Source organism: Soonwooa sp. (assembly GCF_030151385.1).
Taxonomy (GTDB): Bacteria; Bacteroidota; Bacteroidia; order Flavobacteriales; family Weeksellaceae; genus Soonwooa.
This window is the reverse complement of the sequence record NZ_JASLDS010000037.1, coordinates 23,206-38,701: the sequence shown is the minus strand read 5'-3', so window position 1 is coordinate 38,701 and position 15,496 is coordinate 23,206. Positions and strand designations below refer to the sequence as shown.

Sequence of the window (15,496 nt, the reverse complement as noted above, 5' to 3'; positions counted from 1 at the left end):
CTTGGTGTAGTTTTTTATGTCTTTCGTAATTTGAAGACATAATTCTCGCGTCGGACAAAGCACCAAAAATTGGATTTTGCGACTCGTTTCGTCAATCATATCCAAAATCGGAAGCGAAAACGCTGCTGTTTTGCCTGTCCCAGTCTGCGCAAGTGCGATAAGATCGCGTATATCTGATAAGATAAAAGGGATAGTCTGTTTTTGGATTTCTGTAGGGCTTTCGTAGCCCATCTCGCCAATTGCCTTCAAGATATCAGGACTTAAACTGGACTCGGAAAATAACTTCATTAAGTTGTATAAAATTTTTGCAAAGATACGATTTTATTTTTGACAATTTTTATAAACTTTTGTTAACAAAAATATATTGATTGAGAAGCTTTTAATTTCAATCATAAAATCAAACCAATTCTAAAAGCTCATTCAAAAAATTTAACAAAAATATTAGATTTTCACTTCGAAATAATCTTTGTTAAAATCAATACAAACATTAGACTTCTCCATCAATTATTCAACAAAAACTAATTAACCGTTCTTCAATTCAATCTTCATTAAAAATTAGCTTCGCAAGAAAAAAAATAAAATTTTTCTACAAAATAATACGGAAAATAACCATCTTTATCTTTTCAAAAATCTCTTGAACATCGATGAGTGTATACAGCAATCTTGCAGAATATCTACAATATATATCGCCTAGTTTTTACAAATCGCGCTATTTCAAAAAACTTAAAAATCTTAACCAAAATAACATTATCAAAAGAAAAGTAGAACCTGAGTTTCTTTGGATTAAAAATTATCTTAACAAAGATTCGGTGTTTATAGATATTGGCGCCAATGTCGGCGCTTATCTTTATGTTTTGGAAAATCATCTCAAGCCAAAAAATATTTTTGCTTTCGAACCCAACAAAGAACTTAACAGCAAATTGCAACGTTTGTTTCCAAATATGCATGTTTTTTCTTCTGCACTTTCAGATGAAAATACAACAGCAGAATTTAAAATCCCAATTATAAAAGGTCAAAAAGTCCACACGCGCGGAACCTTGCAAACACAGATTAAGGAAAAAGATGAGGAAAATACCATTCTCCAAAGTGTGCAAGTTGTCAAAATGGATGACCTCACGCTTCAAACCTCAAAAATAGATTTTATAAAAATCGATGTCGAGGGCAATGAAATGAAAACCTTGCGTGGTGCCAAACAAACAATCTTAAAACATCGCCCAACTTTAATGGTCGAAATGGAACAACGCCATCACGAAGAAAAGCTTTGGACTTTGATTTCTGAAATTGAAAATTGGGGATTTACAGCAAATTACCTTGACCGCGATACTTTAACGCTAAAAAGGCTAACGGAAGAATTCATACTTTTGCAAGATGCTAACAATGTAAAGAATTATCAATTCTACATTAATAATATTATTTTCATACCGAATTAACATCTAAAACATGAGTGTTGTCGCACGACAAGGAATAAAATATTCCATTATTGGATACTTGGGAACCTTATTGGGAATCATTTCTTCCATTTTCATCTTCCCACACAATATGGAGTTCTACGGAAAACTACGCTTCATCTTACCAACTGCGGAAATGTTTATTCCTGTTGTGGTATTTGGATTGTCTTTTTCTAATGTTAAATTCTTTTTGCAAACACAGCAAGATGGCAAACATCACAATTTTTTGAGTCTCTCGCTTCTCGCGGTTGTTCTCAATTTTGTGATTTTCACCGCACTCTATTTTCTTGCAGCAACGCTATTTCCTAGTCTAAAAGAATCCGAGACTTGGAATATGAAAAATCTTATTCTTCCAATGATTTTGGTTTTGGCATTATCTTCGGTTCTCAACAAATTTATCACCAATTACAAAAGAATTGTTGTTTCTAACATTTTCGAAAATATTGTTCCAAAAATTGCCAATCTCGGAGCTTTCCTTATATTTTCGTATTTAATATTAAGTCATACACAGCTTTATTCAGAAAAAGCCGCTTATACTTTTTTCTTCGGAATGTTTGTTTTAACTTTCTTAGGCTACTTTATCTACACCAACAAATTAGAAAAAATACAACCTGATTTCAGCTTAGATTATGTGCGACAAAATGGATTTTGGGTACAAGTTTTTAGTTATAGTCTGTTCGGTTTCTTAGGAAATATCGGCAATTTTTTAGCAGTCCGAATTGACAATTACATGATTGGTGAATTCATCGATTTCGAAGCTAATGGTGTCTACAGCACAATTCTATCAATTATCACCATCATTAATATTCCGCAGATGGGATTGTTCAACATTTCTGCGCCGATTATTAACAAAAGCATTGCAGAACACAACTACACCGAACTTGACCGATTCCACAAAAAAACATCATTAAGTTTGTTTTTCCTTGGGCTAACTTTATATTCTTGCATTTTGGTTGGCTTTCCATATTTAACAGATTTGATTAAAAATGGCGCATTACTAAAAGAAGCAGAACCTGTGGTTTGGATTTTAGGTTCCGCATTTATATTCGACTTGGCAACTGGATTTAATGGACATATTATCTCTTTATCAAAATATTACCGTTTTAACATTGTCGTGATGTTGATTTTAGCAGCCTTAACCATCGGATTAAACTTTGCATTCCTTAAATACACAAACCTTAGCATCATCGGAATTGCAATGGCAACAGCAATTTCGTTAACCATTTTCAACATCATTAAAATTATTTTTAACTATCAAAAATTCAAAGTATTTCCGTTGACAATCGAGATGCTTTACGCCATACTTCTAAGTGCCGTAGCGATTTTGGTCGCTGTTTTCACACCTAGTTTTTCTAGCAGCCTTCTTAATTTGTTTATAAAACCAAGTATTGTTTTGGTCATTTTTATGCTAGGAAACCATTTTTTGAAAATCTATCCTTTGGACAAATATCTTAACAAGGATTTCTTCAAAAGCCTGACGAAGTTTAAATAGTTCAAAGTCTTTATCTAGTAAAATTTCAGATTAGTGTATTTTTAGAATTACAATGGTCAAAAAAACAGTAAATTAGAAGACATAAACAATTAATTATGGGACTATTTGATTTTTTCAAAAAGAAAAATACTCAACAAAATTCAACAGGTCAATCAACCCAAACAAATAATGATATTGACAACGCACAACAAGAATTTATAAACAATTCAACCGCGAATGCAGAAAAAATAATTGAGGGATTTGGAGAAAAATACAATAAGGCTTTTGACTATTCTGTAAAAAGCTTAGAAACACTCGACACACTACTAGATAATTTTGCAGACTACGCGGAAGAAATGGGAGATGAAATGAAGCAAAATCTCATTGCACAAGCTGGTTCATATATTTTTGAAGTTGCCAGACGCAATTTTGGAGGTAAATATTTTTGGTATGATCAGATGAACCAACCGATTTTAGTTACTGGACTTCCGAATTATGAAATTTCGTTAGTAGCTTTCAACAAAGTAAAAATGAGAATTGAAAATGGAATAGAAGACAATATCCCATTTTTCTTTCAAGGCTATTCGGAAAGAGTTTTAAAAGCAAAAACTGGCGACCGAGCAATGATAATTTAAAAAAGGAAAATTTTGGCAGGGTCAACTTTCGAAAGACTTAATTGCTTAGAGAAAGCTAATATCGTCCAAAAAGGCAGAAAGAGAATTAACCAAAAATTTCCTTGATCGCTGATTCAAATTTAATATTAAAAATGATAATCAGCTCATTTTGTGTGGATTAAGTTATCCACATTTTATTCACAAAAGCTAAGCAAAATTTTGCCATTAAGTTTTTCTAAAGTATATATTATCAATACTTTATCGTTAAATTTAATTTTATTCCAATAAAAAGAACCAGCAAAGCGACTTTCTATAATTTCCGCTTCTAGCCCTTGATCAGCGACTTTTATCTGTTGTGGAAAATAAAAATTCTTTGTTAGTTGGTATTTTTCTTTTTCAAAATCGTCAAAAACATTGACTTCGCCCAAAAGTTTAGCAACATATTCATTCGTAGGTTGTTGATAAGTCATTTCTGGTGTTTCATATTGCAATAACTCGCCTTGTCGCAAGACCGCAACCTTGTCCACCCAAGGGACAATTTCTTCCAAATTGTGTGTCGAAATCAACACCGAAATTCCCATATTTTTTGCCAAAGAAAAAAAACGATCACGCAATTCGAACTTTCGAGAGGTATCCAGATTACTAAAAGGCTCGTCCAATAAAAGTAACTTTGGCGTTACAGACAAAGCTCTAGCAATCGCAACACGTTGTTGTTGACCACCACTTAAATTCTTCGGAAGTGCATTAGCCAAATCTTCCAAACCAACGGCTTCCAAAAGCTGCGCAACTTTCTCACGTTTCAACGTCAGATTAATATTCGAAATAAACTTTCCCACATTCTCCGCGACAGTTGCATAAGGCATCAAGTCATATTGTTGCGCCACCAACTTCATCTCAGCTTCGCCTGGAACCAAATTGACTTTAGCACCGAGAAGCTTACGATTATCAAACAAAATGTCTCCATTTTTCCAATCATACAATCCATAAATCAAACTTAACAAAGTCGATTTTCCGCATCCACTTTCGCCAGCCAAAGCTATTATTTGTCCTTTCTCCATAGAAAAGTCAAAATCTTTGAACAACTTTTGACTTGGCAAGTAACTGAATTCTAATTTGTTTATCTCTAAAAGCATGTTGCAAAATTACAGATTTTAAAATACTGAATTAATTTGCTATATTAGCAAAATAATGTCTTAATTGTAATTGCAAAATGAAAAAGAATTTGTTTTTTGGAGGTCTAGCTATGCTCGCTATTTCGTTAACGGTAATATCTTGTGGAAAAGACAAGCCTGTAACGAGTGAAAGCAATGAAGTCTTAACCACAAAAAATGGACAAGTCTACGTTGTTGACACAATGAATAGTAAAATCGAGTGGAAAGGTTTCAAAGTTTTCAAAACGGATAACACAAGCCACATCGGAAGTATCAAGTTCGAAAGTGGAGAAGTTACAATTAATGAGAAAAAACTGGAAAGCGGAAAATTTGTTGTGGCACTTAGTACTCTTGCAAACAGTGACATCAAAGATTCTGAAGATGCAGCAAAACTTGATGGACACCTGAAAAGTGCTGACTTCTTCGATGTAGAAAAATTCCCTACGGCGTCTTACGAAATTACAAAAGTAACTGAAGCACCTGCTGGTAGTGACTACAACACAATCCTAGATGGTAACCTTACCATTAAAGGGATTACAAAACCTGTAAGCTTTAACGCTAACGTGAAAATCGGTGAAGGCGAATTGCAAATCGCTACAGAACCAAAAGATATTAGCCGTGAAGAATTTGGCATCAAATTCCAAATTCCTGCAGCCAACGGTCTTATTAAAGACGAAATCAACATCCAAATGTTGATGAAAGCCATAGAAAAGAAGTAAATTTTATTTCAAAAAAATATAAAATCTGCCCTTAGTTGGCAGATTTTTTTGGTTTAAATAAGGATAAAATTTGTAATTTTGCAACTTATAATTATACCTAAAGATGATAGAAAGAATTGATGAATTATTGGTTGAAGTAGAACAATTCCGTTCTTCAGCAAAAGAAGAAATCGAACAATTCCGCATCAAATTCAACGGAAAAAAAGGCGTATTGAATGACTTTTTTGAAAAGTTCAAAGAAGTTCCTAATGATCAGAAAAAAGATTTTGGTCAAAAAATAAACAGCCTAAAACAAGCCGTTGCAGCGAAATTGGAAGATCTAAAGAATGCTTCAGAAAGCCAGTCAAGCATCATAAAAGACGACCTTACAAAACCTGCTTTCCCACTAGAACTAGGGACGAGACATCCGATTAATCTTGTTAAAAACAGAATTATCGAAATCTTCCGTTCTATTGGTTTTGCTATTGCTGATGGACCAGAAATTGAGGACGATTGGCATAACTTTACAGCGCTTAACTTGCCAGAGTATCATCCAGCGCGAGACATGCAGGATACTTTCTTTATCGACACCAATCCTGACACCTTGCTTCGTACGCATACTTCGTCTGTACAGGTACGTTATATGGAAGAGCATCAACCACCGATTCGTATTTTGTCGCCAGGTCGAGTTTTCAGAAACGAGGCAATCTCTTCGCGTTCTCACTGTATTTTCCACCAAATTGAGGGTCTATACATTGATGAAAACGTAAGCTTTGCAGATCTTAAACAAACCATCCAATACTTCACAACGGAATTATTTGGAAAGTCAAAAATAAGAATGCGTCCATCCTACTTCCCTTTCACAGAACCAAGTGCGGAAGTTGACGTATATTGGGGACTTAACTCCGAAACCGATTACAGAATTACAAAAGGTACTGGTTGGTTAGAGATTATGGGTTGCGGAATGGTGGATCCTGCTGTTCTTAAAAACGTTAATATCGATGCTGACAAATACAGCGGTTTTGCTTTCGGGATGGGAATCGAAAGAATTGTTATGTTACTTTACCAGATGAGCGACATCCGTATGTTCTTTGAAAACGATGTTAGAATGCTAAATCAGTTTAAATCTTTATAAGAATCTAAACTATTAAATATCATAATCCTGTGAAGCATTTTCATAGGATTTTTTATTATTTTTAATCTTCCTAAAAAAAACTAATAACCACCAACCAAACGTAAGAAATATTAATTTTTAAAAAATTAAAAAATATCTGAATTTTAAAATTACTTATGGCAAACGATAAGAATAGAACACCAAAATTGCTTAACCCAAAAAAAAGAAAAGCAATTCATTATTCTCTAATTATCTGTATTTTATTAATACAAATCGCTATTGCAGCATTTTTTTACAATGAGTTTGTTAATCGGAAAAATTTAGATTTCATCCAAAATCAATTGGGAGAGATCAAAAATTTTGAAAAACTGACCGACAGCTCCAAACAAGATTTATTACAATCTCAAGATTATTTTCAGAAATATATTGCAACTGGTGACAAAGATTTTCTCAATTTATATTTTGACGCTTCAAAAAAACTTTCCAAAGACCTCGATAGTCTTAACTCGTACAAGTTTAAAAATGCACGTCTTAATACGATTTTAGAATCGAAAAAAAATGACACTTTGAATCTTAAAAAATTCAAAGTTTTAATAGATTCCACAACACAAATTTCGAGAACAGAAAAAACAGTTAAGGAACCTAAGTACGAAATCAAAAAGTACAAAACCGATTATAATTTTGAAAAAATCGATGTCGAAACAAAAACTTTTTCTGACACAATCAAGAAAAAAGGATTATTTGGTCGTTTGAAAGATGCGATTGCTGGAAAAGAAAATGTCCGAAAAGACAGTACAGTAGTAACGGTAAAGCATAATGAAAAACCAGAATCTGAGCGTTTAAAATACGAAATCGACAGTCTACTTGGTACAATGGATAAGTTCTACACCAAAGAAATACAACGCGTCCAAGTTAATATTACCAAAACCCAAGAAAACAAAAATCAGTTTGCTTCGCAGTTTCAAAGTCTGTTGAATGAGATTTTCATTTCGAGTAATCAATTAATGAATATCTACGATAACACCATTAAAGACGCCAAAGCCGAACTCGAAAAAGAATATGAAAAACAGAATTCTAAAAGCAATAAAACCAGAATGTATCTGACTTTTGGGTCGATGTTATTAATGTTTATTGTTTCAATTCTTATCATGTATTTTACGCGATTGGCATTCGCTTATGAACATCGTTTGAAAATTGCCAACCAACAAATCGAAGAAAACCTCAACTTTAAAAACCGAATTTTAGGAATGTTGAGCCACGAATTGCGCTCACCATTGAAGATTATTGGCATTTTCATCAATCGAATTACTAAAAAAACGAATGATGACAACATTAAAGAATATCTAAAATCAATAAGCTTTACCAATAACAGTTTATTATTGCAATCAAATCAAATATTAGAATACGCAAAAAATCAACATGTTAAAAACAAACTGATTCCTGTTTCATTTAATTTAAAAAATGAAATTAGTTCGATATATACATCGATTGAAGCTTATATAGAAACGCGTCATAATCAATTTGTTACTGAGATTAACATTCCGGATCAACTTGAAGTCTACTCGGATAATGCTAAGATGAATCAGATTTTTATGAACATTCTTGGGAACGCTAACAAGTTTACCGAAAACGGAAAAATAACTGCAAAAACTTGGACGGAAGCGCTTGATAAAGATACTATAACTTTGCATGCTAGTATTAGCGATACTGGATCTGGTATTTCGGAATCTGACTTAGAAAAGATTTTTGAACCATACTACCAAGGCGTTATTTCTAATGAAGTTGAGAATCTTGGTGCTGGTTTGGGACTGAGTCTTTGTAAAGAAATTGTCGAATTATTTTCTGGTAAAATTTCCGCAACGAGTCAACTAGGTAAAGGAACAACAATTAGTTTTAGTATTAATCTAAATCTTGCAAATGGAACTTCAGGACAATAAAAACATCAATTTTCTACTTGCCGACGATCACAGCATTGTACGACACGGACTAGAATTTCTGATTGAAGAACTACTCACGGACTTCGAAACGAGCCACGCTTCCAATTTGAAAAGTGTACTAGAAACTGTCAAGGAAAAAGAGCTCGACATTGCCATTATTGATGCACACTTCCCAGATGGTAATAGCCTCAATATTATTGGCGAAATAAAAAGTATAAACCCAGACCTCAAAATATTAATCTATACAGGAATAGACGAGCAAACGCATTCGCTTAAATTTATAAAAGCTGGTGCTAACGGTTTTTTGAGCAAACTAAGTGAAGAAAGTGAAATTAAAAATGCGCTTTCAAAAATCATCAACGACGGCGAATATCTTTCGCCATCGACGCAAACTTTGTTATTAAATTCTATCCACGGAAAATCATCTATTAATCCACTAGAAAATCTATCGGAGCGAGAATCAGAAATTGCGAAGCTATATGCAAAAGGTTTAGGAAATTTAGAAATCGCTAACCTACTCGATATCAAGCAAAATACTGTAAGCACCCTCAAAAAAAGAATTTTTGAAAAGCTAAATGTTGACAATTTGGTAGAGTTAATCGAGCTTATCAAAAATCACGAATAAATAATTGTCGACTTTTTGTAGAAGAATATCTACAAAAGACTCGACAAACATCGACACATAAAAGTTGATCTGTACTAAGAATTCTCACTAATTTTGACATAGTAAAAAGCCAAGCATTGTATTGTGTTAATCCAAAAGCTTTTTATGTAAAAACACAACTTTTTCATGAGATTCTTAAATACAGATGATGGAATCAGAAGTCCTGTAACGCTTGTTACAGGATTTTTATTTTTGGAGACTTTTCGGATTTTTTTTAAACCAATTTTTAGCTCGGTTATAATCTAAATAATAAATCAACTTAACCGAAAAGTTATGCACAGCAGGCTCTGCAAACAATTCGTTGTAATTATTCTTCATACCCAATCGCGACTCGTTAAGGTAATTTTGGATAGCGTTTCTATATAAAAACGTCACTTGACTTCCAGGCGCAAACCACCACGTATAACGCAAATCGATGTTCCAAGCGTTATAAGTTCCGTTTAGGTTTTTGGTAAAATTATTGGTTGACAAGACATCGCCATCATTTTGCAAAGTGTAAAACTGCTTATACGTAACATCCGAAAAATAGTGACGGAAAGCCAAGCTCAAAGCCATTTTGTTGTTGAAAGTATATTGAGAATTAATCGCATTTTCGAGCGTATTTCTTTGGCGTCGTCCCATGTAGATATTGTCATCATCTTTACCAGCAAAACCTTTTTCGTTGTTACTGAAACTCGGCTTCACTTGCCAAAATATTTTAAACTTATCCGAAAAACGATAACGCAAAATTAGACTTGTCTCAATCTGATTTCTAGCTTTTTCGTTATAAGCGTAATAGTCAACATTAATATTGTATTGAAACTTCTTACGGCTATCACTTTCAAACCAAATCCAAGAATCAAAATAAGATGGTACATTAAGGAATCGTCCATCGGTACGCGGCTCATAGATATCTTTTTGACCAAAAGGTGTCGTCTCGATTCCAAATCCATAGTTTTGAAATTTCTTATTTTGAAATTGATTATTATGGTTTAGCACAAAATTATTAAACAAGAAAGGCGACAATCTTTGATAATACTGAACATTAAAATTCAAAAACATTTTGTTAAGATGCTCTGTTGGTTGCAAAATTCGATAACCATACCACGCATTATAGTTGGCAAAATTAGTCATGGTCGAAAATCCCAAATCATTAATATCCCAGCCTTTTGTCGTAATCCCAGCATTGATATCAAAACGATGTTTACCATCAATTTTTCCGATTCCGAACTGGTTTTTAGTCCCGAATTTAGTTTCGTCGGTCATCACCCAACTCGCTCTAGAATTTCCATAGAAATTGTATGTATTCTTTTTATTATTGATAGACCACAACAATCCAGTTGCATTGGCGTCGCGAAAACTTCCATCTCTCACCGTACTTGTATTAATCAAACTTATCGACGAATTTTCATTAAATCTCTGATCCAAAACCAGAACATTATAATTCGCCCAAGGCTCGACTACTTCTTTTCGGATTTCGCCAGTATCTTCATTTTCTACTGTTGCAAACATCTTTTGCGTAACTGCATTAAAAAATCCAATTCCCAAACCTTTGCTTGTTCTACCCGAAATTTTGAAAGCATTAAATAATTTAACCTTTGCAGGAAACTCCGTTATTTTTTCATTCTCTTTTAGCTCAGGTTCGCCTGAGGGAGAACCACCTATCCTTCTTGAATAAAACAAATTTCCTTTGCTAAACAATTCTGTCCCTTCGGTAAAGAAAGGACGTTGCTCTGCATATTGCTGTTCGAAAGGCGTTAAATTAAGAATAGAATTATCGAAATTGGCTTGCCCAAAATCAGGAATCAAAGTCATATCAAATGTGAAAGCATCATTTATTCCGTACTTTACATCCATTCCTCCATTGAAGTTGGTTGTCGTTGTACCATCGTAATGATTAACATAAGACGAAAAATAGGGCATAAAACTTAATCGGGTTGGTGGTTTTATGTTTGTAATACCTTCCAAAACACCATCGAACAAGGTGTAAGAATTCTTTTTGTTATCGACAAAATTCCAGTCATAAAATACATTGGTACGCTGCACTTTTCTAAAGAAATTAACGCCCCAATTTTGCACGTCTTTCCTTGGAAAACGAAGTTCCGAAAACGGAATCATCATCTCAGCTGTCCAACCATCATCTTGCAATTTAACAGCACTTTGCCAAACACCATTCCACGTCTCATCCTCGCCATCGGTTGTTAATTTAGCATCATATTGCACACCAGCAGCTGTTACTACAAACTCAAGGCTTTGCTGCTTATCATTATAACCATTAAGAGTTACACCAACAAAATCATCATTAGAAATCCCATCGCGCTCAGTTAATTCTTTTGCAATTTTGGACGGTTCTGGATCATGCATTTTCATCATAATGTACAAACCCAGATCATTGTAAAGCATTTTAACTTCCGTTCGAAAACTTGCATCTGCAGGTTTTCCATTATTAGGACTTCTCTCGATAAAATCTGTTGCTAAAGGAATATTTGCCCAAACATCTTCATTAATATCGCCGTCAATTTTGGGAGTCGTTTCGGATTTTTGCGTTGAAATCTTCTTTCTGATAATATTGTCGGAAGATGGCGCTTCTTGCGCAAAGAATAATGTCGAAATTAATAAACAAAATCCGAACGAAAAATGGCGTTTCATAGTTATGTGTTTGTTATTATTCTAGACGTTCGAAATAGGCATTTCATTACATCATAATTCAAAAATAATTGCAACACACTGATTTTCAAAACAAAAAAAGTCGAAGTAATTCGACCTTTAATATTATTTAGAATAAAATTTTATTTCTGAAAACTAACAGGATATTTAGTTCCTGAGTAGCTTTCGATATTAGCTTTAATTGCACCAACCGTTAACTCAGCCTTTATAGAAACGGGAATCCTATTTTTATCATTAGAAACCCAAAGTGTTACACCTTCCTTTTCTTTAAAAACACGGCCACTCATCACCGATGGAATAATCTTAAGACAATTAATTTTTCCAAACTTGGTCGAAACATTCTCAGTACCCGCAATTCTCAACTGAAAAGGAAACATTTCATCATCAATCCAAACATTCATTTTGATAACATTACCGATTTTCAATTGCTCGTCACTTAGGTTTCTCAAGTAATAGAAGCTAGATAACATATCTTGTACACCTTTCGTAGTATTAATGGTCTTTGGTTCTCGGTCGGTATTTTTTTTGTCCACCAAATAAACGGTTTGATTGACATGGTTAAACGTACTTTGTAAATGTTGACGATAACTACCTTCGGACACGTTTCTAGTATAAAAATAAGGCTGCCCGTAAAGGTTGATATAACTCTCGTATACATCATTAACTTTAAAAAAAGCTTTAACGGCACCACTTGTTTGCCCTACACCTTTTACATAGAAATATGGTTTACCATTCAAGGTTGCATTAGAAGTTGTCAAAGTTGCTGTCCCAGCAGTTAAAAAACCATAACTAATACGATAAGTAAGCGTTTCTCCCGCATTGATATTATCATACTGAGCCGACGACAATCCAAAGATTATTATCGAAAACAACATTAATAATTTTTTCATTCTTTATATTTTAATACTAAACAAGACAAATATGTTGCCAAATATAAGACAATATATAAAAGCCTTTAAATCTGAAAATCTAAAGGCTTACTATTTTTAAGAGATTTGTGTACCACTTTTGATAACCGCATTCTTTTTGACAACGACAATGCCATCTTTAACAGAATGTGTTTCGTAATCGCCATCTGGCATATGCTTGCCACCAATAATCCTTACATTATCACCTATTTGGCAATTTTTGTCGAGGATGGCTTTTTCGATGTAGCAAAATTTACCAATGCCGATATTGGGAATATTGCGTTTTTCGTTTTCGATAATTTCGTGCGTACTTTGGTAATAGTCAGCTCCCATTATATAAGAATTGACAATGGTACTTCCCTTATCAATACGGCTTCGGTTACCAATAATAGAGTTTTCGACCTTTGCAGCTAAAATAATACAACCATCACCAAACACAGCTTTACTTACAAAAGAACCATTGATTTTTGATGGCGGTAACATTCTCGCTCTTGTATAGATAGGCGACGCACTAAACAAATTAAATTGCGGTAAGTCTTGTGCTAGGTCCAGATTAGCCTCGTAGAAAGATTCAATTGTACCAATATCTGTCCAATAACCATCGTATTGGAAACTCAAAGTTTTATATTGTCCAATAGCTTGTGGAATAAAATCTTTCCCAAAATCATCACCTTCATTTTCAGCAAATAATCGACGAAGTACATTTCGAGAAAACACGTAAATCCCCATCGATGCAAGATATTCTTTACCTTGATGCTTGTTATGTTCACTAACTTCGGATTTCCACTCTTGCAAAATATCTGCACTTGGTTTCTCCGTAAAGTCGGTGATATTACCTTCTTCATCGGATTTTAAAATTCCAAATCCCGTCGCATCTTTGGCATTAACAGGAATGGTTGCAATCGTTATATCTCCATTATTTTTCTCATGAAAATCAATCATCTCGCGGAAATTCATTTGGTATAACTGATCTCCCGAAAGAATTAAAATATAATCATAATCATACTTTGTAAGATGCTTCATCGATTGTCGCACAGCATCGGCTGTCCCTTGGTACCATTGGTCATTTTCAACATTTTGCTCGGCCGCCAATATATCGACAAAACCTCGACTGAATGTATCAAAATGGTAAGTATTCTTGATGTGCGAATTAAGCGAAGCTGAATTAAACTGCGTTAAAACCAAAATCCTGTTATAGCCCGAATTAAGACAATTAGAAATCGGAATATCGACCAATCGGTATTTTCCAGCGATTGGCACTGCAGGTTTTGACCGCGTATCGGTCAAAGGATACAATCTCGTACCGCGTCCACCTCCCAAAACTATGGAGATTACATTTGCTTTCATATTATAAATCGTGTTTTTTGGTGTTTAGAAATCTAAATTTCTATTGGTGATTTTAGAAACTGATTTTCAAATCAGTACTTGTATAAATGTAAGTAATTTTCGGCGGATTTCTCCCAAGAAAAATTAAAATTCATATTATTTTGTATTAACATCTTCATCATTTTTTTATCTCGGAAAATTCTCAGCGCTCTTCCCATCGCGTGCACCACACTTTCCGCATTGGCTTCTGCAAAATTAAAACCGCTTCCGCCACTCGAAATATCTTCAACAGTATCCTTCAAACCGCCTGTATATCGTACAATCGGGATTGTTCCGTAGCGCATTGCATACATTTGGTTAAGGCCACAAGGTTCAACGCGAGATGGCATTAACAGAAAATCCGCAGAGGCATAAATCTGGTGTGATAAATATTCTTTATAACCCAAATCTAAAGCAAAATTAAAATGATATGTTTTTTGCAAATCACGCAAAGTAGTTTCTAAATAAGGATTCCCAGAGCCTAAAACAATAATATTCAGTTTTCCATCACTTTCTTTAATGGCTTGCGTAATAATATCTGGGAGTAAATCGGCACCTTTTTCGCCAGCAAATCTTCCAATAAATCCAAACAATGGCAAATCTACATTGAGTCCATATTGTTGACAGATTTCGGTTTTGTTCTTCCACTTCCCTACTTCCGAATTTTTAACTGTAAAATGATGTGGAATCATGGAATCGGTGTCTGGGTTCCAAACTTCGGTGTCGATGCCATTAATAATACCAAAAGCTTTTTGCTCTTCTTGAAACATCAAACTTTCTAAACCTTGAAAGCTTAAAAACAATTCTTGCAAATAACCTTTGGAAACGGTGTTAAAAACATGGCTCGATTTTATCATAGCTGCCATTGGATTAATCCTCGAATTCCAATCGAGAAGCCCAAATTTGGTTGCATCAAAAAACGGCAAGAGGCGCGACATTGACCAGTCCATACTTCCCTGATATTCGCCGTTGTGGATTGTACCAACTGTTTTAACACCTTTTAAAAATCTAAAACTTGGGCAATTTTCAATCATAAAAGGCACCAAACCAGTATGATAATCATGACAATGCAAAATATCAGGACGAATCTTCATCGCCGTCAACCAATGCAAAACCGCATGCTGAAAAGCAATAAATTGCTCCGACTCGTCGCTATAACCATAAACTTTTTCACGATCCAACAAACCGGGAACTTTCACCAAATATAAGTCGAAACCAAGTTTTTTACTTTTTTCCTTATGGATAATTACTTGATACATCCGTTCGGCTTGATGTATAAAACCGTCGAAAATGACTTCCAACTCGCTATCGTATACGAAAGCATTGTTGTACCAAGGCATCACAACACTTGCATCTAATCCCATTTTATTTTGATATTTTGGCAAAGCGCCAACCACATCAGCCAGTCCGCCAACTTTTGCAACAGGATAACACTCCATAGAAAGGTGAAAAATTTTCATAAAGTTTGGTATATAGTATT

13 protein-coding genes are annotated in these 15,496 nt (G+C 34.3%); 7 read left to right on the top strand and 6 right to left on the bottom strand.

The features are described from left to right. A partial coding sequence (locus Q1V95_RS06410) for a DEAD/DEAH box helicase (protein WP_300671841.1) occupies positions 1–288 on the bottom strand: 288 nt, incomplete at its 3' end. 356 nt (positions 289–644) lie between these two features. Between Q1V95_RS06410 and Q1V95_RS06405 the strand changes: the two genes are divergently transcribed. The 3 genes from Q1V95_RS06405 to Q1V95_RS06395 all read left to right on the top strand — a co-directional run bounded on the left by Q1V95_RS06405 (position 645) and on the right by Q1V95_RS06395 (position 3,554). After that, a complete protein-coding gene (locus Q1V95_RS06405; RefSeq protein ID WP_300671839.1) occupies positions 645–1,430 on the top strand; it encodes an FkbM family methyltransferase in 786 nt (261 codons plus the stop codon). A 10-nt stretch (positions 1,431–1,440) separates the two neighbouring features. After that, the gene (locus Q1V95_RS06400; RefSeq protein ID WP_300671837.1) at positions 1,441–2,940 is read left to right on the top strand and encodes a polysaccharide biosynthesis protein; all 1,500 of its coding nucleotides are present in this window, start codon (positions 1,441–1,443) and stop codon (positions 2,938–2,940) included. A 95-nt stretch (positions 2,941–3,035) separates the two neighbouring features. After that, entirely contained in the window at positions 3,036–3,554 is a 519-nt protein-coding gene (locus tag Q1V95_RS06395) for a hypothetical protein (RefSeq protein WP_300671835.1), read from the top strand. 173 nt (positions 3,555–3,727) lie between these two features. On the opposite strand, the gene Q1V95_RS06390 is transcribed toward Q1V95_RS06395, so the two are convergent. Beyond that, positions 3,728–4,666, bottom strand: coding sequence for an ABC transporter ATP-binding protein (locus tag Q1V95_RS06390; protein WP_300671833.1), 939 nt, complete (start codon positions 4,664–4,666; stop codon positions 3,728–3,730). 77 nt (positions 4,667–4,743) lie between these two features. On the opposite strand from Q1V95_RS06390, the gene Q1V95_RS06385 reads away from it, so the two are divergent. The 4 genes from Q1V95_RS06385 to Q1V95_RS06370 all read left to right on the top strand — a co-directional run bounded on the left by Q1V95_RS06385 (position 4,744) and on the right by Q1V95_RS06370 (position 9,058). Continuing rightward, entirely contained in the window at positions 4,744–5,403 is a 660-nt protein-coding gene (locus Q1V95_RS06385; protein WP_300671831.1) for a YceI family protein, read from the top strand. Positions 5,404–5,506: 103 nt separating this feature from the next. Beyond that, positions 5,507–6,517 (top strand): phenylalanine--tRNA ligase subunit alpha, encoded by a 1,011-nt coding sequence (gene pheS, locus Q1V95_RS06380; protein WP_300671829.1) that lies wholly within the window; start codon positions 5,507–5,509, stop codon positions 6,515–6,517. Between the two features lie 155 nt (positions 6,518–6,672). After that, positions 6,673–8,433 carry a HAMP domain-containing sensor histidine kinase gene (locus Q1V95_RS06375; protein ID WP_300671827.1) on the top strand — a complete coding sequence of 587 codons (1,761 nt, stop codon included), beginning with the start codon at positions 6,673–6,675 and terminating at the stop codon, positions 8,431–8,433. Beyond that, on the top strand, positions 8,414–9,058 hold the full coding sequence (locus Q1V95_RS06370; RefSeq protein ID WP_300671826.1) for a response regulator transcription factor: 645 nt from the start codon (positions 8,414–8,416) through the stop codon (positions 9,056–9,058). The genes Q1V95_RS06375 and Q1V95_RS06370 overlap by 20 nt, the downstream gene beginning before the upstream one ends. Before the next feature lie 225 nt (positions 9,059–9,283). Here the strand turns inward: Q1V95_RS06370 and Q1V95_RS06365 are convergent, their stop codons facing one another. From Q1V95_RS06365 to Q1V95_RS06350, 4 genes are all read right to left on the bottom strand, one after another. Continuing rightward, positions 9,284–11,725: a DUF5916 domain-containing protein gene (locus Q1V95_RS06365; RefSeq protein ID WP_300671823.1), complete on the bottom strand. Its 2,442-nt coding sequence runs from the start codon at positions 11,723–11,725 to the stop codon at positions 9,284–9,286. Between the two features lie 140 nt (positions 11,726–11,865). Continuing rightward, positions 11,866–12,633 (bottom strand): DUF3108 domain-containing protein, encoded by a 768-nt coding sequence (locus Q1V95_RS06360; RefSeq protein WP_300671820.1) that lies wholly within the window; start codon positions 12,631–12,633, stop codon positions 11,866–11,868. A 96-nt stretch (positions 12,634–12,729) separates the two neighbouring features. Further along, entirely contained in the window at positions 12,730–13,998 is a 1,269-nt protein-coding gene (locus Q1V95_RS06355) for a glucose-1-phosphate adenylyltransferase (protein WP_300671817.1), read from the bottom strand. Between the two features lie 71 nt (positions 13,999–14,069). Further along, positions 14,070–15,476 carry a glycogen/starch synthase gene (locus Q1V95_RS06350; protein WP_300671813.1) on the bottom strand — a complete coding sequence of 469 codons (1,407 nt, stop codon included), beginning with the start codon at positions 15,474–15,476 and terminating at the stop codon, positions 14,070–14,072. Positions 15,477–15,496: the final 20 nt, after the last annotated feature.